A 21,730-nucleotide genomic window follows, 5' to 3' on the forward strand; every position below is an offset into this window, starting at 1 on the left:
GTTCTGACTTACGGGGAGCAGTTTCATGTTTAAGAGCAGTTCGCTGTCTGAGGAGCAGCGGGATGCCGCGGTGGCGTTGTTTGAGATCGGTTGGGGCTCGAGAGCTGTGGCCACAAGGCTCGGTGTGGGTCGGAAAGCTGTCCTCCGCTTGCACGACAGATGGCGCGTTCGTGGAGATACTGCTCTTGTGACCAAGCCAAGCAGCCGAGTGTATTCCTTCGAGTTCAAGCTCAACGCTGTGCAGCGGTATATCGCTGGCGAGACCAGGGTCGCCCTGGCCAAAGAGCTCGAACTGTCCTCGCCACATCTGATAGCCGTGTGGGCGGGGCAGTATCGTGCTCAGGGCGAGGAAGGCCTTCGTCCGAAACCTAAGGGCCGCCCAAGGAAGAATCCAGATACGCCGGCGCAGCCGGAACCTGAGCTGCAGCGGCTGCGGCGTGAGAACGAAAGGCTGCGTGCGGAGGTTGCCTTTCTGGGAAAAGTAAACGCCTTGAGGGACGAGGAACGGCGCTGAAGGTTCGCGCTGTCATCGCTCTCAAGGCTGAGCACCGGTTAGAGGTTCTTCTGGATGTGGCGGGGTTGGCCCGGTCCACGTTCTTTTACCACCAGTCCCGGCTTAGTGGCCCGGATCCACGAGCCTCCTTGAAGGCCGCTATTACGGAGATTTTCAAGAAGAACCATGGCCGGTACGGGCACCGCCGGGTGCACATTGAGCTGGTCAAGCAAGGGTGGAGGGTCGCCAAGAAGACTGTGCTGAAGGTGATGCGTTCGCTCCGTCTGGTCTGCAAGGTCCGGAGCAGGAAGCGGTACAACTCCTACCAGGGCGAGCAGGGCATCCTTGCCCCGAACCTGCTGAAGCGGCAGTTTGAAGCGGATGCTCCAAACCAGAAATGGGTTACCGACGTGACCGAATTCAGTGTTGGTGACCGGAAGCTATACCTCTCACCGATCATGGATCTGTTTGACCGGCAGATCATCTCCTACACGATCGGAACGTCGCCCAACCTGGAGCTGGTCAATACCTCGTTGCGCGCCGCCTTGGCCACGCTGGAGGACGGACAGAAACCCCTCGTGCACTCCGACCAAGGGTTCCAGTATCAGCACAATTCTTGGCGCACACTCTTGGCAGACGCCGCCGCGGTCCAATCGATGTCCCGCAAAGCCAACTGCTACGACAACGCCGTCATGGAGAACTTCTTCGGACACCTGAAGGAAGAACTCTTCCACCGTGTCCGGTTCCTCAGCATAGAAGCGCTAGAAACTGCACTGCACGAGTACATGCATTGGTACAACACCGAAAGAATTTCCACCAGACTCAAGGGATTAAGCCCGGTACAGTACCGCGCTCAAAGGCTTGCGGCCTAGGCCATCCAGTTACCGCTGGGGCGATAGCAGCCCCGTTTCCAACTGTCGTGGTGTCGGTTAGGGTTGGGCCATGACGCGCAGCGGGCGCCGCAACTATGGGTTGCGTATGACGGACTGGATGGGCTTGACCGAGCCCGGGAAAAAGCCGGAGTTGCCCGGGCCACGAGCCCTTTTGTTCCAGGTCGTCGGCTGGTTCGTGTCAGCTCTGATCTGGTTGTTTCTTGCTACTCGAACAGAGGGTGAAATGCGCGTCTGGTACGTAGTCCTGGTTGCGCTCTCCCTTGTCCTGACAGTGGCAAATCTCGTCATGCTAGGTCGGTCCAGGAAGCGCAAACACAGATCACAAACGGATTGAAAAGCTCCCGATAGTCTCACTCAACAGTTCTGGAGACGTACCCGCAACAGAACTTCGACACACGAAAGGCTCCGTCCCAAGTGGGACGAAGCCTTTCGTGACGAGCCGCTCATAGGCCCCCGTTCGAGATCTCGTATATTGAGAGTCCAACTTTCGGGGACCAGTTCAATTCCGGGGCCCGTCGGTTATTGATTGACAGAGCGATCAGGGTGCGCGGCTGGCTTTTCCGCGTCCGGTGACTGCTCCGTAGATGCCGGCGACAACCAGGCCACCGACGATAGCGAGAATCCAGGTGCCGAGGTCGAAGAAGGCAAGATCGCCCTTGTTGAACAGCAGGCTGCCAATCCAGCCGCCAACAATGGCCCCGACGACACCCAGGATGAGGCTGGTCACCCAGCCGCCGCCAACCCGTCCGGGCATCACGGCTTTAACGATGGCCCCAACAATCAGGCCCAAAATGATCCAAGCAAGAAAACCCATGTCTCCTCCTCATTATGACCGGGATTAATAGTCCCGATGAGGCTCAAGCTAACATAAGCCCCCCCTAAAGTCAGTAGCCCCGGGGGCGGCGTTGCAGCATCGTTAGGCCCCTTGGCGGCAGGCCATGCAGCGAAGGGCGTGCCCGTCGCAGCCTACGCAGCGAGCGGCCGTTTGCGTTCCATCAGGCCGCTGAAGAGGGCCACGCCGAAACCGAGGAGCGCCAGGACGGCGCCGACGAGTGCCGGGGCGGTGAAGCCCCAGCCGAGGGCAATGACCAGGCCGCCGAGGAACGCTCCCAAGGCATTGGCGACGTTCAGCGCGGCATGGTTCAGCGAGGATGCCAGTGACGGCGCGTCCGGCGAGGCGTCCAGCAGCCGGGTCTGGAGGGCGGGAATAAGCATGGAGCCGGAGGCGCCCACCACGAACACCATGACCATGGCGCTCCACGGCCAATGCGCGGCCACAGCGTAGACCACAAGGGCCACGGCAACGCCCGGGAGGACCCGGTACAGGGTGCCCATGACGGACTTGTCGGCCAGCCGGCCACCCACGATGTTCCCGGCCACCATGCCCAGCCCGTACAGCGCCACCACCAGAGGGATCAGTGCGGACGGGATGCCGGCCACCGCGGTCATGGTGTGGGCGATGTAGGTATAGGTGGCGAAGAAGCCGCCGAAGCCCACGATGCCCACCAGGAGTGCCAGCCACACCTGCAGCCGCTTGAGGGCACCAAGTTCACGCCGGATGCTCGCATCGGGGTGGGCGGCCTGGAAGGGCACGAACTTCCACACCATGGCCAACGCCAGCAGCCCGATTGCGCCCACCAGGACAAACAGCAGCCGCCATCCGAAGGTCTGGCCCAACCACGTGGCAAACGGTACTCCCACCACGTTGGAGACGCTGAGCCCCGCCATGACCATCGAGATGGCCCAGCCCCGCCGGCTGGCCGGGACCAGGGAGGCGGCTATGACGGCAGCAACGCCAAAGAAGGCCCCGTGCGGGAGGCCGGCGGCAAAGCGGGACACGAGCATCGACCCGTAGTCCGGGGCGACGAAAGAGCTCAGGTTGGCCACAGTGAAGAACAGCAGGAGCCCCAGCGCCAGTTTCTTGCGGGGGAGCTTGGCACCGACGGCGGCCAGTAGGGGAGCGCCGACCACCACTCCCAGCGCATACGCGGAGATAAGGTGGCCGGCCTCGGGCGTGCTGATCCCCAGGCCCTGTTCCACTTCCTTCAGCAGGCCCATCATGGTGAACTCGGTGACGCCGATGCCCACGCCGCCCATGGCCAGCGCAAAGATGGCCATTCCGATATTGGGGGCCTTGGTGCCGGCTGCCGTGGACGGGGAAAGAACGCTGCTCATATGCCTGCTTTTCGAAGGTGGAACATGGAATGGACGGTGCCACGGCAATGGGGCAGGAAGATCCGGACAATGTGGCAAACCCCGCGCGGACAGGAGCTATTCCTGTTGCGTCGACGGGCTGCCGGATGCTGTTCCGGACATTCCCATTGTGGCCCATAGAATGAGCCGGTGACTGGACTGATACAGGTAGTGGGCGGAGCCGTGGTGGACAACCTGGCCCGGCCGGCGGCAATGCTGGTGGCGCGGCGGAGCGCGCCGGAGCATCTGGCCGGGTTGTGGGAGTTTCCAGGCGGCAAGGTGGAGCCCGGCGAGGAACCCGAATCAGCGCTGGCGCGCGAACTGGCCGAGGAACTGGGCATCGATGTCCGCCTGGGGCCGGAGCTGCCCGCGGAAGAACCTCAGGGCTGGCCCCTCAATGAACGCGCCAGCATGCGGGTCTGGTTCGCCGAAGTGACCAGCGGCGAGGCCATGCCCCTTGAAGACCATGACGAACTGCGCTGGGTGGACCTGCGAAATCGGGAGGCCGTCCTTGGCCTGCCCTGGATCCCGGCGGATTATCCGATTGTCAGCGCCCTCCTGGACTCTGTGGCGTTGCCGGTAGAGGAGCCCCTCACCCAGGACTGACCGGACAGGACTGAGCCCCAAAGGCCGGCCCCGGGACTGAGCCCTGCGACTGACACGCAAAAAGTCAGAACAGGGAGTCCTGCACTCCGGACCGCGACACCGAAGGCACGGCAGTGGAGCCACCCGGAACGGCAGCGGGGATGCTGCCTGCCGGGTACTGCGCCTCTTCGACGCGTGGATCGTCCAAGTCCGGCTTGTCCAGGTCGCGGTGGCTGAAGCCTGACGAATGCGAAAAGCCGTGGCGCGCCTTGAAGTACCGGACCCTGCCGGCGAGCCACGTCCGGTATTCCTTGGACGCGTAGGAGCCGGTGCCGTACAGCCGCCGGTAGCGGCCCGCCAGTTCGGGGTGGTTGGCCGCGATCCACTTCATGAACCACTCCTTGGTGCCCGGCTTCAGGTACAGGGCGCCCGCGGTGACTCCGGTGGCGCCCGCCGCCGCCAGCGAGCCGAACAGCGCATCGAGTGCCTCATCGCTGTCGGACAGCCACGGCAGAATGGGCGTGGCCATCACACCGCACGGAAGTCCCGCTTCGCGGAGCCGGGACACCAGCCGGAGCCGGGCCCTGGGTCCGGGGGTTCCGGGCTCGATCGCCTCGGACAGTGCTTCGTTCGTCATGGCCAGGGAAATGCCGAGCCCTACCGGGACCTGCGTGGCGGCGCTCTTGAGCAGCGGGATGTCCCGCGCCAGGAGGGTTCCCTTGGTGAGGATGGACAGGGGAGTGCCGGACTCGGCAAGCGCCGTGATGATTCCCGGCATGAGCCGGTACCGGCCCTCCGCCCGCTGGTAGGGATCGGTGTTGGTGCCCAGCGCCACTTGCTGGCGCGTCCAGGAGGCCTTGTTCAGCTCCTTGCGCAGGACTTCCGCTGCGTTCACCTTGACCACCACCTGGTTGTCGAAGTCCATGCCGGCGTCGAAATCCAGGTACGTGTGGGTCTTGCGGGCAAAGCAGTAGACGCAGGCGTGGCTGCAGCCGCGATAGGGATTGACGGTCCATTCGAAGGGCATCTTGGACCCCGCCGGCACCCTGTTGAGCACCGATTTGGCAGTGACCTCGTGGAACGTGATGCCGGCGAACTCAGGCGTGGTGACGGAGCGGACCAGGCCCGCCAGCGGAAGCAGTGCCGGAGCGGCCGCGCCTGCGGGGTTGGGTGTGGGCACCAGTGCTTGCGCTTCCCATCTCATGCCTCCATTCGAAAACATGTTCGAATAGAAGTCAAGGCTGCAACGCGGGCCCTCCGCCTCACCCCTGCCCGAGGAGTGTCAGTGCTGCAGCTCCCACGTGACGGTCACGGCAGCCTCCACCCGGTTCTCGCCGGGCTCAAGGGCCACGGACTCCGTGGCGGAGGCCCGCTGCAGACCGGCAAGCGGTACGGGCCCTGAAACCGGCCGCTGGTCTGCCACGGACAACACCCGTCCCAAGGTGCCCGAGGCCAGGGCGGCGTACTGCCCGGCGATGCGGAGCGCGTCCGCCCACGCGGCGTCCCGGGCCTCGGCCCGGATGGCGGAGTCGTCGGACAGGACCAGCTGCAGGCTGTTGAGCCGGGCAGCGTCCCCCGCCGCGTGGACGGCTTCCGAAACCGTGCCCGATGCGCTGCCCATGTCGCGAAGCTTCACCAGAAGGCTGCCGGCTGCCACGTAGCCCACGAGTTTCTGTCCTTCCCCGTCCCGCCAGGCAAGGTCGGCCCGGACGCTCAGCCCTGCGGTGCGGAGGTCGGCGGGGGCAACGCCGCGGCCGCGGAGCACCGAACCCACTGCAGCGAGGGCCTCGCCGGCTGCCGCATACGCTTCCTGGACCGACTCGGCGCGGCACTCCGCACCCACCGAAACCAGCACCAGGTCCGGGGCCGCCTCGGCGGACCCTGTTCCCGTCACGGTGACCGTTCCTGCTCCAACCTGTACGTGCGGGTCCGGACCCATCACGTCCGCCTTCCCGTAAGGGGGTAGCCGCCCGCGGCAAGCCCCGCCCGTCGTTCAAAGATGTTCGCCGTCCCCGGATTTCCGGTGCGCAGCACGGACCAGGCGGCAGCTGCCAGGTACAGCGGGACAAACGGCAGTCCCAGGCACCACGCGTACTGGCTGCAGTGCCGTTCCTCATGGCCCAGGAGCGCCGGACGGGAGACCAGCTCCTCGGCTGTGCTGCGGCACAGGACCACGTTGCCCAGGGTGTAGGCGTGCGCGAAGGGCAACCGCCAGCGGTAACCCGCGGCAATAACCATGCCGCGGGGACCGCGGCTGATGCGTGTCCGGGCGGCAAGCGCGACGGCGAGCCCGGCCAGGGTGCTCCCGTTGAGGAGGTTCGCTGCCCACCTGAGCCGCTGGGCCGTCGTCGGGCCGTCAAGGGAGCCCGTGCGCTGCCGCGAAGTCATCAGGCCATGGTAGCCGGAGGGTTCAACTAGACTGGAGGGCAGTGGCCGCCGGTCCTGCCGGCGAGCCCTGACCTGGTCATTGAATGCCCCTGATGTACAGCATTCATCCATGACCTGCCAGCGGCGGACGGCACCGGGCGGGAAACCGCGTGCGGCTGTCCCGCCCGCCGGCAGCCACGACTCGTAGCTAAGAACAGTAGATGACTGAAACTTTGCCGGGCGCCGCCATCCCGAACCCCACGGATGAGGCCGCCATCAACGCCGCTGTAGACCAGGCCATCACCGCCATCGCCGGTGCGGCCACCCTTGACGAGCTGAAGGCGGTGCGCCTTGCCCACAGTGGCGAGAAGTCTCCGCTCAGCCTTGCCAACCGTGAGATCGGCCGGCTGCCCAAGGACCAGAAGGCGCTCGCCGGAAAGCTGATGGGTGCCTCCCGCGGGAAGGTCAACAAGGCGCTCGCCGAGCGCGCGGAAGTGCTGGAAGCCGAAAATGACGCCCGGATCCTCGTGGAGGAGACCGTGGACGTCACCGCCGCTCCGCGCCGCCGCCGTGCCGGAGCCCGCCACCCGCTCTCCACGCTGCAGGACCGCGTGGCGGACATCTTCGTAGGCATGGGCTGGGAAATCGCCGAAGGCCCGGAGGTCGAATCCGAGTGGTTCAACTTCGACGCCCTGAACTTCAAGCCGGACCACCCCGCGCGCGAAATGCAGGACACGTTTTTCGTGGAGCCGCCCGAAGCCCACCTGCTGATGCGTACCCACACCTCCCCGGTGCAGGTACGCTCCATGCTGGAGCGCGAGGTGCCCATCTACGTGCTGTGCCCCGGCAAGGTGTTCCGTACCGATGAGCTGGACGCAACCCACACCCCGGTGTTCCACCAGTTCGAAGGCCTGGCCATCGACAAGAACCTCAGCATGGCGGACCTGCGCGGCACCCTGGAACACTTCGCCCGGCAGATGTTCGGCGACGAAGCCCAGATCCGGCTGCGCCCCAACTACTTCCCCTTCACCGAGCCTTCGGCCGAGCTGGACATCTTCCACCCGGGTGCCAAGGGCGGGCCGGCCTGGATCGAGTGGGGCGGCTGCGGCATGGTCAACCCCAACGTCCTGCGCGCCGCCGGCATCGACCCCGACGTCTATTCAGGTTTTGCCTTCGGCATGGGCATCGAGCGCACCCTCATGTTCCGCAACGAGGTGGGGGACATGCGCGACATGATCGAAGGCGATGTACGGTTCAGCGAGCACTTCGGGATGGAGATCTAACAGTGCGTATCCCACTTTCCTGGCTGCGTGAATTCGCGGCAGTACCGGCCGAAGCAACGGCCGAAGACGTCATGGCAGAGCTGGTCAAGGTCGGCTTCGAGGAGGAGGCGGTCCACCGCCCCACGGATACCCTGCAGGGTCCCATCGTGGTGGGCCAGGTCCTGAGCATTGTCAAGGAACCGCAGAGCAACGGCAAGACCATTAACTGGTGCCAGGTCCGTGTGGTCCCGGAGGGGCAGGAGCAGACGCTCACCGGCAAGGGCATTGACCCCTCCGGTGTGCAGGGCATCGTGTGCGGCGCCCACAACTTCGTTGAGGGCGACAAGGTAGTGGTCACCCTTCCGGGTGCCGTGCTGCCCGGCGACTTCCACATCGCGGCCCGCAAGACCTATGGGCACCTCTCGGCCGGGATGATCGCCTCCGTCCGCGAGTTGGGTATCGGCGAGGACCACGACGGCATCCTGGTGCTGTCCCGCATCGGGCTGGACCCCGAAGTGGGTACCGACGCCATGGAGCTGCTGGGCCTCTACGACCAGGCCGCGGAAATCAACGTCACCCCGGACCGCGGCTACGCCTTCTCCATCCGCGGTGTGGCCCGTGAATATGCGCACGCCACCGGAACCGCCTTCACGGATCCCGCATCCAGGGTGCAGGCTCCGGCGGAGCTTTCCGGCGGCTACGGCATCAAGCTCAATGACGATGCCCCCATCTACGGCAAGCCCGGCTGCGACCGTTTCGTGGCACGCACGGTTCGTGGCGTGGACGCCACGAAGCCCACCCCGCAGTGGATGGTGTCCCGGCTCCGGCTGGCAGGCATCCGCTCCATCTCGTTGCCTGTGGACATATCCAACTACGTGATGCTGGAACTGGGCCAGCCCACGCACTGCTACGACCTGGACAAGCTGTCCGGGGACATCGTGGTGCGCCGGGCCGCGGCGGGCGAGAAGATCACCACGCTGGACGGCAAGGAGCGCACCCTTGACGCCGAGGACCTGCTCATCACCGACGACTCCGGTGCCATCGGCATCGCCGGCGTCATGGGCGGCGCGGCAACCGAGGTGGGGGACTCGACGTCCAACATCCTCGTAGAGTCCGCGCACTTCGACGAGGTCTCCATCGGGCGCTCGCGCCGCCGGCACAAGCTGCCGTCCGAGGCATCCAAGCGCTTCGAACGCGGCGTGGACTGGCAGGTGGCCGGCGTAGCGGCGCAGCGCGTGGTGGACCTCCTGGTGGAACTGGCCGGTGGCACGGCGGACGAAGCCGGCACCGACGTCGGCACTGCTCCGGAAACCATCACGATCGATCTGCCCGCAGGCTTCGCTGCCGCACGCATCGGCATCGACTTCACCGAGGAACAGATCGTCACGTCCCTTGAAGACCTGGGCGCCGTGGTGGTAAAGCACGACGGCGGCTGGACCGTTACGCCGCCCAGCTGGCGCAGCGACTTGGAGACCAAGGAAGACCTCACCGAGGAGATCGCCCGGCTGGTGGGTTACGACAAGATCCCCGCCACGCTTCCGGTTGCCCCTCCCGGCCGCGGCCTCACCAGGGTCCAGCAGCAGCGCCGGCGCCTGATCCAGGCCTTGGCGGATTTCGGCCTCACCGAGGTCCTGGCGTACCCGTTCGTGTCCAAGACCGCCAACGACACCTTTGGGGTGGCGGAGCAGGGCGCGGAGCGGACCGCCGTCAAGCTCGCCAACCCCATCAGCGAGGAGCACGGCTACCTTCGCACGTCCATCCTGCCCGGACTGATCGAGGTGGCCAAGCGGAACCATTCGCGCGGCTTCCGCGACCTGGCCCTCTTCGAATCGGGCCTGGTGTTCCTCCCCGGCGAAAGCGTGGGCACAGCCTCCATCCCGCCGCTCGGAGTCAAGCCCTCCGATGAGGTGCTGGACGACCTGTTCGACGGCGTCCCGGACCAGCCGTTCCACGTGGCCGCCGTCCTCACCGGCCACGATTCCCCGGCCGCCGCGTCACACACACCCCGCGTATGGGACTGGGCCGATGCGCTGGACGTTGCCCGCCTTGCCGGCGACGTCCTCGGCGTGGACCTGGTGGTCAGCCAAGGCAGCCACCAGGCATTCCATCCCGGCCGCACCGCCAGGCTTGCACTGCGGACGGGTGAGACCGTGGGGTACGCCGGCGAACTGCACCCCAAGCTGCTGGCAGCCTCGGACATGCCCGCCCGTTCGGTTGCCGTTGAGATCAACGCCGACGCGCTGTTCGAGGCCGCACCCGACGTGATTGTGGCGCGCCACATCTCGACGTTCCCGGTGGCCACCCAGGACGTGGCGCTCGTGGTCCCGGCCGACGTGCCGGCGGACGCGGTTCTCGCCGCACTCCGCGAAGGTGCCGGTGAGCTGCTGGAAGACGTGGCGCTGTTCGACGTCTACGCAGGGAAGGGTATCGAGGAAGGCAAGAAATCGCTGGCCTTCGGGCTCCGTTTCCGGGCCGCCGATCGCACGCTGACCGCAGACGAAGCCTCGGCAGCCCGCGAAAGCGCAGTTGCACTTGCGGCCGAGCGCTTCGGAGCCGTCCAGCGCTAGCGGCACCCCCTCGAAAACGGAAGTCCCCGCAACCCTGATGGGTTGCGGGGACTTTCCAATGTTCGGCCAGTGTGGCCCCTGACCATGTGTCAGGGCACCAGGAGGACCTTCCCGGTGGTCTTCCGGCCCTCGAGGTCGCGGTGCGCCTGCCCGGCCTGGCTCAAGGGGTAGCGGGCGCCGATCCGGACCTTCAGGCTGCCGTCCGCGGCGGCGGCAAAAATCTCGTCAGAGCGCCAGCGCCGCTCCGCTGCATCCCGCAGGTAGTGGCCCATGGTGGGGCGCGTCAGGAAAAGGGAACCCCCGGCGTTGAGGCGTTGCGGGTCAAAGGGCGGAACCGGGCCCGAGGCGGCACCGAACAGCACCAGCATTCCGCGGACCCGCAAAGACGCCAAGGAACCGTCGAAGGTGTCCTTGCCCACGCCGTCGTACACCACGTCCACGCCGGTCCCGCTGGTAATGTCCCTGACCCGCTCCGCAAATCCGTCGTAACGCAGCACGTGGTCCGCGCCGGCGTCGCGCGCCAACTGTTCCTTTTCGTCGGTGGAGACAGTGGTCAGGACTTCCGCCCCTCGTGCCTTCAGCATCTGGATCAGCAGCAGCCCTACGCCGCCCGCCCCCGCATGCAGCAGCACCTTATGGCCCGGCTCCACCTTGAACGTCGAATTCATGAGGTAGTGGGCAGTGACGCCCTGCAGGGGCAGTGCTGCGGCAGTGAAGATGTCCAGTCCTTTGGGGACCGGAAGGGCTGCGTCCTCATCCACAAGTGCGTAGTCCGCATAGCACTCAATGCCTTCCGCTGTGGCCACCCGGTCACCCACGGCAAAGCCGGTAACACCTTCGCCCACCGCTTCGACCGTGCCGGCTGCCTCCGACCCGGGCGTAAAGGGGTAGGGCACTTTGTAGGTGCCGCTGCGCTTATAGGTATCGATGAAGTTGACGCCGGCCGCCCCGACCTTGAAGAGCAACTGTCCGGGACCTGGGACGGGCGGCTCCACTTCCATGTAGTCGAGGACTTCCGGTCCGCCTGCCTCCCGTGCGACGATTGCGTGCGTCATGGCTCTCCTTTCGCGGGGCCCGGCGTCTCCGGCCCCGGCTGCCGAAACCATCCTAGGGACAGGGAACGCCTGCCCGACAACTGCTGTCCTCATCACAGGAAAGCGTATGCATAATTATCGATACCAGTGCATAACTATTGCTGTATAGTCGGAGTATGACTATTTCTGTTGCGGTTTCGGGAGCCAGCGGCTATGCCGGGGGAGAGGTCCTGCGCCTCCTGGCCGGACATCCCGGGGTGACCATCGGCGCCATCACGGCCCACAGCAACGCAGGTTCCCGCCTGGGTGAGCTGCAGCCGCACCTGCATGGACTTGCCAGCCGCCTCCTTGAGGACACCACGGTGGAGAACCTCTCCGGCCATGATGTCGTCTTCCTTGCGCTGCCGCACGGGGCCTCTGCTGAGATCGCGGCCCGGCTGCCGAAGGGGACGGTGGTGATCGACGCCGGCGCCGACCATCGCCTCGAGGACCCGGCCGCCTGGGAAAAGTTCTACGGCTCCGCCCACGCCGGAACCTGGCCCTACGGGCTTCCCGAGCTGCCCGGCCAGCGCGAAGCCCTCAAGGGCGCCACCCGCATCGCCGTTCCCGGATGCTACCCAACCTCAGCCCTCCTGGCGCTGGCTCCCGGGTTCGCTGGCCACGTGCTGGAGCCCGACGACGTCGTCATTGTTTCCGCGTCCGGCACCTCGGGTGCGGGCAAGGCCGCCAAGGTCAACTTGATCGGTTCCGAGGTCATGGGCTCGATGAGCCCCTATGGAGTGGGCGGCGGACACCGGCACACCCCGGAAATCGAGCAGGGCCTGTCCAACGCGGCGGGGGAAAAGGTTACGGTCTCCTTCACGCCCACGCTGGCTCCGATGAGCCGCGGCATCCTCACCACCGCCACCGCAAAGGTCAAGGCCGGCACCACGGCGGCGCAACTGCGCCTGGCCTGGGCCGAGGCATATGAAGACAAGCCCTTCGTCCACCTGTTGCCGGAGGGCCAGTGGCCCACAACCAAGTCGGTCCAGGGCTCCAACCATGCAGCCATGCAGCTGGCCTTCGATGCCCACACGGGACGGGTCATTGTCACCTGCGTGATCGACAATCTCACCAAGGGCACGGCCGGCGGCGCCGTGCAGTCCATGAACATCGCACTCGGCCTGCCTGAAACCGCCGGCCTCAACCTGCAGGGAGTAGCCCCGTGACCATCACCACACCCCAGGGATTCCGGGCAGCCGGCGTTACCGCCGGACTCAAGGCGTCGGGCAACCCGGACCTCGCCCTGGTCGTCAACGACGGACCCTCCAAGGCCGCCGCCGCCGTCTTCACCAGCAACCGCGTCGCAGCAGCGCCCGTGCACTGGTCCCGCCAGGTGGTCTCCGACGGCCGCGTGGACGCCGTCATCCTCAACTCCGGCGGAGCCAATGCCTGCACCGGACCCACCGGCTTCCAGAACACCCACAGCACAGCGGAAAAAGTAGCCGAGGTGCTGGGCATCTCCGCCACGGACGTTTTCGTCTGCTCCACCGGCCTGATCGGCGAGCAGCTGCCCATGGACAAGATCCTGCCGGGGGTGGAGGCTGCCGCCGCGGCCCTCAGCACTGATGGCGGAGCGGATGCCGGCACCGCAATCATGACCACTGACAGCGTGCCCAAGTCGGCCCTCTTCATCGGCACCGACGCGGACGGCCAGGAATTCAGCATCGGGGGAATCGCCAAGGGCGCCGGCATGCTGGCCCCCGGCCTGGCCACCATGCTGGTGGTCCTCACCACCGATGCCATGGTGCAGCCGGAAATGCTCGACGTCGTCCTCCGCGACGCCACGCGCGTCACCTTCGACCGCGCCGACTCGGACGGCTGCATGTCCACCAACGACACGGTTGTCCTGCTTGCCTCCGGCGCTTCCGGAGCCGTCCCGTCCGCCGAGGACTTCGGTGCAGGGCTCACGCAGGTATGCGCGGAGCTGGCCCGGAAGCTGATCGCCGACGCGGAAGGAGCCAGCCACGACATCGCCATCCGCACATTCAACGCCGCCAGCGAAGCCGACGCCGAGACCGTCAGCCGCTCCGTGGCCCGCTCCAACCTGTTCAAGACCGCCATCTTCGGCAAGGACCCCAACTGGGGCCGCGTGCTCTCGGCTGTCGGCACCACGGACGCCGCCTTCGAGCCGGACAAGCTCAACGTCGCCATGAATGGGGTCCAGATCTGCCGCAACGGCAGCATCGGCGATGACCGTAGCCTGGTGGACCTGGAGCCCCGCGAGGTCCTGGTGGAGATTGACCTGCAGGCAGGCGATGCCGAGGCAACCATCTGGACCAACGACCTCACCCACGACTACGTCCACGAAAACAGCGCCTACTCCAGCTAGGAGCACCGCCCGGGCAAAACCCGCCAAGCCCAAACCGCTGTGGAAAGTGACACCATGAACACCCAGACGCGTGAAAACACCACCATGTCCGCCGCGCAGGACAAGGCTGAAACCCTGATCGAGGCCCTGCCCTGGATCCAGCGCTTCGCCGGCAGCATCATGGTGGTCAAATACGGCGGCAACGCCATGGTCAACGATGAACTCCGCCGCGCCTTTGCCGAGGACATCGTCTTCCTCCACCACGTGGGCATCCACCCTGTGGTGGTCCACGGCGGCGGCCCCCAGATCAACTCGATGCTGGGCCGGCTGGGCATCGAATCCGAGTTCAAGGGCGGCCTGCGCGTCACCACCCCCGAGGCCATGGAGGTGGTCCGCATGGTCCTCACTGGCCAGGTGGGCCGTGAACTCGTGGGGCTCATCAACTCCCACGGGCCCTACGCCGTCGGCATGTCCGGCGAAGACGGCGGCCTGCTGCGCGCCGTCCGCACCGGCACCGTGGTGGACGGCGAAGAGGTGGACCTTGGCCTGGTGGGCGAGGTGGTGGGCGTCGACCCCGCCGGCATCGTGGACATCCTCGACGCCGGCCGCATCCCCGTGATCTCCACGGTGGCCCCGGAAATTGTCGACGCCGGGGAGGGCATCGTGGGGCCCGTCCGGTTCCAGCCCACCGGGCAGGTCCTGAACGTCAACGCGGATACGGCTGCGGCCGCCGTCGCCTCCGCGCTGGGCGCCTCCAAGCTGGTGATCCTGACCGACGTTGAAGGCCTCTATGCCAACTGGCCGGATAAGTCCTCCCTGATCTCGTCCCTTACGGCTTCCGAGCTGCGGGAGATGCTGCCGGGCCTCCAGTCGGGCATGATCCCCAAGATGGCAGCCTGCTTGAAGGCCGTCGACGAGGGCGTGGAAAGGGCGCACATCGTGGACGGGCGCCTGGCCCACTCCATGCTTCTTGAAACATTTACGACGGCGGGCATCGGCACCCAGGTAGTCCCGGACGAGGAGATCAACGGATGAACACGATGGAAAAATCCACAGTGACCGAGTTAGTGGAAACCACGGGCCACGCCGGCTCCGAGTGGCTGTCCCGCTACTCCTCTTCGCTGATGAATGTCTTCGGCACCCCCCAACGGGTCCTGGTGCGCGGCGCCGGCTGCCTGGTGTGGGACGCGGACGGCAAGGAGTACCTGGACCTGCTGGGCGGCATCGCCGTCAACGCGCTGGGCCACGCCCACCCCTTCGTGACATCGGTCATCGCCAGCCAACTGGCCACCCTGGGACACGTCTCCAACTTCTTCACCAGCCCCACCCAGGTGGCACTGGCCGAGAAGCTCCTGGAACTCGCCCACGCTCCTGCCGGCTCCAAGGTGTTCTTCAGCAACTCCGGCACCGAGGCAAACGAGGCCGCCTTCAAGCTGGCCCGCCGCAACACCGGAACGGACGGAACCAAGCGCACCAGGATCATCGCGCTCGAGGGTGCCTTCCACGGCCGGACCATGGGTGCGCTGGCACTCACCGCCAAGGAAGCCTACCGCGCACCCTTCGAGCCGCTTCCCGGCGGCGTGGTGCACATTCCGTTCGGCGATATCGCCGCGCTGGAGGCGGCGGTGGACGAAACCGTGGCTGCCGTCTTCCTGGAGCCCATCCAGGGCGAGGCCGGCGTCCGGCCGCTTCCCGCGGGCTACCTCAAGGCCGCGCGGGAAGCCACCAGCAACGCCGGCGCCCTGCTGATCCTGGACGAGGTCCAGACCGGCATCGGCCGCACAGGCAAATGGCTCGCCAGCGAGGATGCCGGGATCGTCCCCGACGCCATCACCCTGGCCAAGGGCCTGGGCGGCGGGTTCCCCATCGGTGCCCTCATCACCTTCGGTGAGGCGACGTCGTCGTTGTTGTCCGCCGGCCAGCACGGCACCACCTTTGGCGGCAACCCGGTGGCGACCGCTGCCGCCCTTGCCACCCTGCACGCCCTCGAAAGCCAGAACGTGCTCGCCAACGCAACGGCGGTGGGGGAACACCTGCGTTCCGCGCTGGCTGCCATCCCCGGCGTCACCGAGGTTCGCGGCGAAGGGCTCCTCATAGGGTTCGACCTCGACGCCGACGTGGCACCGGCAGTCGTGCAGGCCGCCCTTGACGCCGGATTCATCGTCAACAGCCCCGGCCCGCGCACCATCCGCCTGGCACCGCCGCTGATCCTTACCACGGCGCAGGCCGACACCTTCCTCGCCGCTTTCCCGGCAATCCTCCAAGCAGCTAAGGACGCCCAGTGACCACCGCAACCCGGCACTTCCTCAAGGACACCGACCTCTCCCCGGCCGAGCAGGCCGAAGTCCTGGAGCTCGCTGCCCGAATGAAGGCAGCCCCCTACAGCGTCCAGCCGTACGCCGCCGAAGGCAGCGGCCGCAAAACCGTGGCCGTAATCTTCGACAAGACTTCCACCCGGACCCGCGTCTCGTTCGCCACCGGCGTTGCCGACATGGGCGGAAACGCCCTGATCATCAACCCCGGCGAGGCGCAGATCGGGCACAAGGAATCCGTGGAGGACACCGCCAAGGTGCTCGAACGCATGGTCTCCACCATCGTGTGGCGCACCGGCGCCCACGCCGGCCTGGTGGCCATGGCGGAGAACTCCAGGGTGCCCGTCATCAACGCCCTCTGCGACGACTACCACCCCTGCCAGCTCCTGGCGGACCTGCTGGCCGTCAAGGAACACAAGGGCCAGCTCAAGGGACTGACCATGAGCTACCTGGGCGACGCCGCCAACAACATGGCCAACTCCTACCTTCTGGCCGGCGTCACGGCCGGGATGCACGTCCGCATCGCCGGACCGGAGGGCTACCTCCCGGCCGCGGACATCGTTGCGGCTGCCGAGGACCGCGCGGCCGAAACCGGTGGTTCCGTGCTGATCACCAGCGACGCAAAGGAAGCTTTGCAGGGGGCCGACGTTGTAGCCACCGATACCTGGGTTTCCATGGGGCAGGAGGCCGAAAAGGAAGCCCGGATGCAGCTGTTCCGGGACTACTCCGTGGACTCTGACGCCATGGCGCTGGCTGCGGATGACGCCGTCGTGCTTCACTGCCTTCCCGCCTACCGCGGCTACGAAATTTCCGCCGACGTCATCGACGGCCCGCAGTCCATCGTGTGGGACGAAGCGGAAAACAGGCTGCACGCGCAGAAGGCGCTGATGGCCTGGCTGATGCACCGCTCGGGCCTGGCGTTCGTCGACGGACTGGCCCCGGTCGAAGGCACCGGAGAGAGCACGTTCTAGTGTCCGCCCAGCCGTCCACCCCCGGCACCAGCCCGGCCACCAAGACCGCCCGGCAGGCGCGCATCACCGCCATCCTCACCGGGCAGTCCGTGCGTTCCCAGGCGGAGCTCGCGGCGTTGCTGGCGGACGACGGCGTCCAGGTCACCCAGGCCACGCTGTCCCGCGACCTCGTCGAGCTGGGCGCTGTCCGGGTGCGCGGCAAGGAAGGCGTGCTGGTGTACGCGGTGCCTGGCGAAGGCGGTGAGCGTGGCGCCAAGAGCGGTGTGACCCAGGAAATCCTGGACGCCCGGCTGGCCCGGCTGTGCAGCGAGCTGCTGGTCACCGCGGAGGCGTCCGGCAACATCGCAGTCCTCCGGACTCCCCCCGGTGCCGCGAACTTCCTGGCCTTGGCCATCGACCACTCGGTGATGCCGTCCATCCTGGGCACTATCGCCGGTGATGACACCGTACTGCTGGTCTCCCGCGACCCGTTGGGCGGCCAGGACCTCGCCGCCCGCTTCCTGCAAATGGCTGAGGAAGCCGGGCAATAAGCTTGAAGACAAAGAATCAACCAACCCCCAACAAGGAGCATTTAAAGTGACTGAACGCATTGTGCTGGCCTACTCCGGCGGCCTGGACACGTCCGTCGCCATCGGCTGGATCGGTGAAGCCACCGGTGCCGAGGTCATCGCCGTGGCGGTCGACGTCGGACAGGGCGGCGAATCGCTGGAAACCATCCGTCAGCGCGCCCTGGGCTGCGGCGCCGTCGAAGCCTACGTGGCCGACGCCTCCGACGAGTTCGCCAACGAATACTGCGTGCCCACCCTGAAGGCCAACGCCCTCTACCAAGGCCACTACCCGCTGGTCTCCGCCATCTCCCGCCCGGTCATCGTCAAGCACCTGGTCAAGGCTGCCCGCGAATTCGGCGCCACCACCGTGGCCCACGGCTGCACCGGCAAGGGCAACGACCAGGTCCGCTTCGAAGTGGGCATCCAGACCCTGGGCCCGGACCTGAAGTGTATCGCTCCGGTCCGCGACCTCGCCCTGACCCGCGACAAGGCCATCGCCTTCGCCGAGGAAAAGGGACTGCCCATCGAGACCACCAAGAAGAACCCGTACTCCATCGACCAGAACGTCTGGGGACGCGCCGTGGAAACCGGCTACCTCGAGGACATCTGGAACGCCCCCACCAAGGACATCTACGACTACACCGCCACCCCGGAGTTCCCGCCGGCACCGGATGAGGTCATCATCTCCTTCGAAGCCGGCGTTCCTGTCGCGATCGACGGCGTCAAGGTCACCCCGCTCCAGGCCATCAAGGAACTCAACCGCCGCGCCGGCGCCCAGGGCGTGGGCCGCATCGACGTCGTCGAGGACCGCCTGGTGGGCATCAAGTCCCGCGAAATCTACGAAGCCCCCGGCGCCATGGCGCTGATCACCGCGCACAAGCACCTCGAGGACATCACTGTTGAACGCGAGCAGGCCCGCTTCAAGGCCACCGTTGGCCAGCGCTGGGCCGAGCTGGTCTACGACGGCCAGTGGTTCTCGCCGCTCAAGCGCTCCCTGGACGCCTTTATCGAGGACACCCAGAAGTACGTCTCCGGCGACATCCGCATGACCCTGCACGGCGGCCAGGCGATCGTCAACGGACGCCGCTCCGACACCTCGCTGTACGACTTCTCGCTGGCCACCTACGACACCGGTGACACCTTCGACCAGTCCCAGGCCAAGGGCTTCATCGAACTGTGGGGCATGTCCGCCAAGGTTGCCGCCCGCCGCGACATCCGCGTCGCAGGGAAGTAGCCCCTGTGGCTGAGCAAAAAACGGAGGCGACAAACGCCGGCGCGCTGTGGGGCGGCCGGTTCGCCGGCGGCCCCGCGGACGCCCTGGCAGCGCTGAGCAAGTCCACGCACTTCGATTGGCGGCTGGCGCGGTACGACATTGCCGGCTCCAAGGCGCACGCCCGTGTGCTGCACAAGGCCGGATTGCTGGACGACGCCGAGCTGGAAGGCATGCTGTCCGCCCTGACGCAGCTGGACGAGGACGTGGCCTCCGGCGCGTACCTCCCCGCCGAGTCGGATGAGGACGTGCACGGTTCCCTGGAGCGCGGCCTGATCGAGCGGGCCGGTGCCCAGCTGGGCGGCAAGCTCCGCGCCGGCCGGTCCCGGAACGACCAGGTGGCCACCCTGGGCCGGATGTTCCTGCGCGACCACGCCCGGATCATCGCCGGCGGCGTGCTGGCCACGGTGGACGCGCTGGTGGAGCAGGCGAAGGTACACCATGGTGTGGCCATGCCCGGCCGCACCCACCTGCAGCACGCGCAGCCCGTCCTGCTCAGCCACCACCTGCTGGCCCACGCCTGGGCCCTGCTGCGCGACGTGCAGCGGCTGCAGGACTGGGACAAGCGGGCAGGTGTTTCGCCCTACGGTTCAGGCGCGCTGGCCGGCTCCTCGCTGGGCCTCGATCCGGAGGCGGTGGCGGCGGACCTGGGCTTCTTCTCTGCCGTGCACAACTCAATCGACGGCACCGCGTCCCGCGACGTCTTCGCCGAGTTCGCCTGGGTCTGCTCAATGATCGGTGTGGATCTGTCCCGGATCTCCGAGGAAGTCATCTTCTGGGCTACCAAGGAGTTCTCCTTCGTCACGCTGCATGACTCCTACTCCACCGGGTCCTCGATCATGCCGCAGAAGAAGAACCCGGACGTGGCGGAGTTGGCCCGCGGCAAGGCGGGGCGCCTTATCGGCAACCTCACCGGCCTGCTGGCCACGCTCAAGGGCCTGCCGCTGGCGTACAACCGCGACCTGCAGGAGGACAAGGAGCCGGTCTTCGACGCCGCGGACACCCTGGAGCTGCTGCTCCCTGCCGTGTCCGGCATGATCGCCACCCTGACGTTCAACACGGAGCGGATGGAATCGCTGGCTCCGCAGGGCTTCGCGCTGGCTACGGACATCGCCGAATGGTTGGTCCGCCAGGGTGTGCCGTTCCGCGAGGCGCATGAGCTCTCCGGTGCCGCCGTTAGGCAGGCAGAGTCCCGCGGTGTTGAGCTGTGGGACCTGACGGACGAAGAGTACGCCGCCATCTCGGAGCACCTCACGCCCGAGGTCCGGACCGTGCTCTCCACCGAGGGCTCGCTCAACAGCCGCAATTCCCAGGGCGGTACGGCACCAGCCGCCGTCGAACGCCAGCTGGCCGCGCTGGAAGGCGAGCTCGCCGGCGTGCGGGAGTACGCAGGCTAAAACGCCCGCTCACTTTCGGCCTGTTGCTGGCAGACGCCCGCTCACTTTCCTCAGGAACGTGAGCGGGCGTCGCCCTTTAAGCTGCAAGAAGTGAGCGGGCGTTGGGCGTTACGGTCGCTGGCGCGCCGCTAGGCTGGCCCCATGAGCGAAACCTTACGCAAGTTCCTCCGCACGCTTCCTGATTTTCCGTCCGACCTGCCGTCTTTCGTCCCGGAGAACGCGCCGCAGGATCCGGCGCTGCTCTTCAAGCAGTGGCTGGACGAGGCGCTCGATGCGGGGGAGCAGCAGCCGCACGCCTTCAGCCTCGCCACGGTGGACGCGCGGTCGGATGATGGTCCCCAGCCGTCCTCCCGCATGCTGATCCTCAAGAACATTGACGACGACGGCTGGCACTTCGCCACGTCCCGCACCTCGCGGAAGGGCCGGGAACTGGCGGAGTCGCCCAGGGCCGCGATGAACTTCTACTGGCCCGGCCTGGGGCGGCAGGTCCGCGTGGCTGGCGCCGTGGCCGAACTCTCCGCCGAAGCATCCGCCGTCGATTGGCATGAGCGGCCGCGGGCCGATGGCAGCGACAACCCGCACTGGCAGCTCTACGCCCTGCAGCCCATCGAGATCGAGTTCTGGCAGGCGAGTAACGACGGCAACCACGTCCGCCACCGTGTCGGCGCAGACGGACAGCCGCTGGGCTGACCGCTCCGCTAGGCTGGCCGCATGACCTCTCCTTCTCCTGCCGGTCTGCTGGCTGAACTGCACAAGGCCGCCACGGCATTGACAGCCGGACTGGACCGGATCCCCGACGGCGGCGAACGCGCTCCGTCCACCCTTCCCGGCTGGAGCCGCGGACACCTCCTGGCCCACATCGCCGGCATTTGCGAAGCCTTGGCCCGGCAAGTGGAATACGGTCGGCGCGGCGAAAAGGTGGAGCTTTACGACGGCGGCGTGGAAGGCCGCAACCGGGCCATCGAGCTCGCCGCCGGGCACAGCCTTGCGCAGCACCGGCAGGACGTGGACGCCGCGCTGCAGCGGGCCTTGGCCGCATTCGACGCCCTCGGCGAGGATGAGTGGCAGACGCGCATCGCGTTCCGCGACGGAGTGATCTTCGACGCGGGGCTGGCGCTCTGGCGGGAACTGGTCATCCACACCGCGGACCTGGACAGCGGCACGGGACCGGAAACCTGGAACCGGGAGTTCTGCTCCCACCTGTTCGACTTCCTGGCCGCCCGCGTGCCGGCCGAAACCAGGTTGGTCCTGCAGCCCGTGGCACTGCCGCCGCTGGCCCTTGGAGCCGGCGGCAGCACCGTCGTCGTCAGCGGCATGGTCACCGACATCGCCGCCTGGCTGGCCGGACGGAAGCCGTCCCTGGACAGCCTCCGTGCCACTGCCGCCGGGGACAGTACGGATCTTCCCACCCTGCGGCCGTGGCCGTCGGCAATGCCGGAACCGAAGTAGCAGTCCCAGCCCCCAGCCTCTCCGCGAGATGGCACTTAA

At 66.8% G+C, this 21,730-nt stretch carries 21 protein-coding genes; 15 read left to right on the forward strand and 6 right to left on the reverse strand.

Annotated features, from left to right (window positions below; all coding sequences use genetic code 11):
* Positions 1–187 precede the first annotated feature (187 nt).
* Both LFT44_RS07020 and LFT44_RS07025 read left to right on the forward strand, forming a co-directional pair.
* Complete coding sequence (locus LFT44_RS07020; protein ID WP_236801951.1) at positions 188–514, forward strand: helix-turn-helix domain-containing protein; 327 nt, start codon at positions 188–190, stop codon at positions 512–514.
* A gap of 14 nt (positions 515–528) precedes the next feature.
* Positions 529–1,365, forward strand: coding sequence for an IS3 family transposase (locus LFT44_RS07025; protein WP_236802826.1), 837 nt, complete (start codon positions 529–531; stop codon positions 1,363–1,365).
* 559 nt (positions 1,366–1,924) lie between these two features.
* Here the strand turns inward: LFT44_RS07025 and LFT44_RS07030 are convergent.
* Positions 1,925–2,200 (reverse strand): GlsB/YeaQ/YmgE family stress response membrane protein, encoded by a 276-nt coding sequence (locus LFT44_RS07030; RefSeq protein ID WP_159632311.1) that lies wholly within the window; start codon positions 2,198–2,200, stop codon positions 1,925–1,927.
* A gap of 152 nt (positions 2,201–2,352) precedes the next feature.
* Complete coding sequence (locus tag LFT44_RS07035; protein WP_236801952.1) at positions 2,353–3,561, reverse strand: MFS transporter; 1,209 nt, start codon at positions 3,559–3,561, stop codon at positions 2,353–2,355.
* Positions 3,562–3,729: 168 nt separating this feature from the next.
* On the opposite strand from LFT44_RS07035, the gene LFT44_RS07040 reads away from it, so the two are divergent.
* Complete coding sequence (locus tag LFT44_RS07040) at positions 3,730–4,185, forward strand: (deoxy)nucleoside triphosphate pyrophosphohydrolase (RefSeq protein WP_272910882.1); 456 nt, start codon at positions 3,730–3,732, stop codon at positions 4,183–4,185.
* A gap of 64 nt (positions 4,186–4,249) precedes the next feature.
* Here LFT44_RS07040 and LFT44_RS07045 read toward each other — a convergent pair whose 3' ends face one another.
* The 3 genes from LFT44_RS07045 to LFT44_RS07055 form a co-directional block, all read right to left on the reverse strand.
* A complete protein-coding gene (locus LFT44_RS07045; RefSeq protein WP_236801953.1) occupies positions 4,250–5,368 on the reverse strand; it encodes an Rv2578c family radical SAM protein in 1,119 nt (372 codons plus the stop codon).
* Positions 5,369–5,446: 78 nt separating this feature from the next.
* The gene (locus LFT44_RS07050; RefSeq protein ID WP_236801954.1) at positions 5,447–6,103 is read right to left on the reverse strand and encodes an SIMPL domain-containing protein; all 657 of its coding nucleotides are present in this window, start codon (positions 6,101–6,103) and stop codon (positions 5,447–5,449) included.
* Positions 6,103–6,552, reverse strand: coding sequence for a hypothetical protein (locus tag LFT44_RS07055; protein WP_236801955.1), 450 nt, complete (start codon positions 6,550–6,552; stop codon positions 6,103–6,105). Before LFT44_RS07055 ends, LFT44_RS07050 begins: the two co-directional genes overlap by 1 nt.
* Before the next feature lie 200 nt (positions 6,553–6,752).
* Here LFT44_RS07055 and pheS point away from each other — a divergent pair, with 200 nt between their 5' ends.
* Together pheS and pheT are read left to right on the forward strand one after the other, a co-directional pair.
* Positions 6,753–7,814 carry a phenylalanine--tRNA ligase subunit alpha gene (gene pheS / locus LFT44_RS07060; RefSeq protein WP_236801956.1) on the forward strand — a complete coding sequence of 354 codons (1,062 nt, stop codon included), beginning with the start codon at positions 6,753–6,755 and terminating at the stop codon, positions 7,812–7,814.
* Positions 7,815–7,816: 2 nt separating this feature from the next.
* A complete protein-coding gene (gene pheT / locus LFT44_RS07065; RefSeq protein ID WP_236801957.1) occupies positions 7,817–10,360 on the forward strand; it encodes a phenylalanine--tRNA ligase subunit beta in 2,544 nt (847 codons plus the stop codon).
* Positions 10,361–10,449: 89 nt separating this feature from the next.
* Here pheT and LFT44_RS07070 read toward each other — a convergent pair whose 3' ends face one another.
* On the reverse strand, positions 10,450–11,415 hold the full coding sequence (locus LFT44_RS07070; RefSeq protein WP_236801958.1) for a quinone oxidoreductase family protein: 966 nt from the start codon (positions 11,413–11,415) through the stop codon (positions 10,450–10,452).
* Positions 11,416–11,570: 155 nt separating this feature from the next.
* On the opposite strand from LFT44_RS07070, the gene argC reads away from it, so the two are divergent.
* The 10 genes from argC (at position 11,571) to LFT44_RS07120 (ending at position 21,691) form a co-directional block, all read left to right on the forward strand.
* On the forward strand, positions 11,571–12,602 hold the full coding sequence (gene argC, locus LFT44_RS07075) for an N-acetyl-gamma-glutamyl-phosphate reductase (protein WP_236801959.1): 1,032 nt from the start codon (positions 11,571–11,573) through the stop codon (positions 12,600–12,602).
* On the forward strand, positions 12,599–13,765 hold the full coding sequence (gene argJ / locus LFT44_RS07080) for a bifunctional glutamate N-acetyltransferase/amino-acid acetyltransferase ArgJ (RefSeq protein ID WP_236801960.1): 1,167 nt from the start codon (positions 12,599–12,601) through the stop codon (positions 13,763–13,765). Before argC ends, argJ begins: the two co-directional genes overlap by 4 nt.
* Before the next feature lie 54 nt (positions 13,766–13,819).
* Positions 13,820–14,779: an acetylglutamate kinase gene (gene argB / locus LFT44_RS07085; RefSeq protein ID WP_236801961.1), complete on the forward strand. Its 960-nt coding sequence runs from the start codon at positions 13,820–13,822 to the stop codon at positions 14,777–14,779.
* Positions 14,776–16,029 carry an acetylornithine transaminase gene (locus LFT44_RS07090; protein ID WP_236801962.1) on the forward strand — a complete coding sequence of 418 codons (1,254 nt, stop codon included), beginning with the start codon at positions 14,776–14,778 and terminating at the stop codon, positions 16,027–16,029. The genes argB and LFT44_RS07090 overlap by 4 nt, the downstream gene beginning before the upstream one ends.
* On the forward strand, positions 16,026–17,027 hold the full coding sequence (gene argF, locus LFT44_RS07095; RefSeq protein ID WP_236801963.1) for an ornithine carbamoyltransferase: 1,002 nt from the start codon (positions 16,026–16,028) through the stop codon (positions 17,025–17,027). The genes LFT44_RS07090 and argF overlap by 4 nt, the downstream gene beginning before the upstream one ends.
* Positions 17,027–17,557 carry an arginine repressor gene (locus LFT44_RS07100; protein WP_236801964.1) on the forward strand — a complete coding sequence of 177 codons (531 nt, stop codon included), beginning with the start codon at positions 17,027–17,029 and terminating at the stop codon, positions 17,555–17,557. Before argF ends, LFT44_RS07100 begins: the two co-directional genes overlap by 1 nt.
* A gap of 46 nt (positions 17,558–17,603) precedes the next feature.
* A complete protein-coding gene (locus tag LFT44_RS07105) occupies positions 17,604–18,809 on the forward strand; it encodes an argininosuccinate synthase (protein WP_236801965.1) in 1,206 nt (401 codons plus the stop codon).
* A 5-nt stretch (positions 18,810–18,814) separates the two neighbouring features.
* The gene (gene argH, locus LFT44_RS07110) at positions 18,815–20,242 is read left to right on the forward strand and encodes an argininosuccinate lyase (RefSeq protein ID WP_236801966.1); all 1,428 of its coding nucleotides are present in this window, start codon (positions 18,815–18,817) and stop codon (positions 20,240–20,242) included.
* A 141-nt stretch (positions 20,243–20,383) separates the two neighbouring features.
* Positions 20,384–20,932, forward strand: coding sequence for a pyridoxine/pyridoxamine 5'-phosphate oxidase (locus LFT44_RS07115; RefSeq protein ID WP_236801967.1), 549 nt, complete (start codon positions 20,384–20,386; stop codon positions 20,930–20,932).
* 21 nt (positions 20,933–20,953) lie between these two features.
* A complete protein-coding gene (locus LFT44_RS07120; protein ID WP_236801968.1) occupies positions 20,954–21,691 on the forward strand; it encodes a maleylpyruvate isomerase family mycothiol-dependent enzyme in 738 nt (245 codons plus the stop codon).
* Positions 21,692–21,730 lie beyond the last annotated feature (39 nt).

This window comes from Arthrobacter sp. FW306-05-C, assembly GCF_021801725.1.
Lineage (GTDB): Bacteria > Actinomycetota > Actinomycetes > Actinomycetales > Micrococcaceae > Arthrobacter.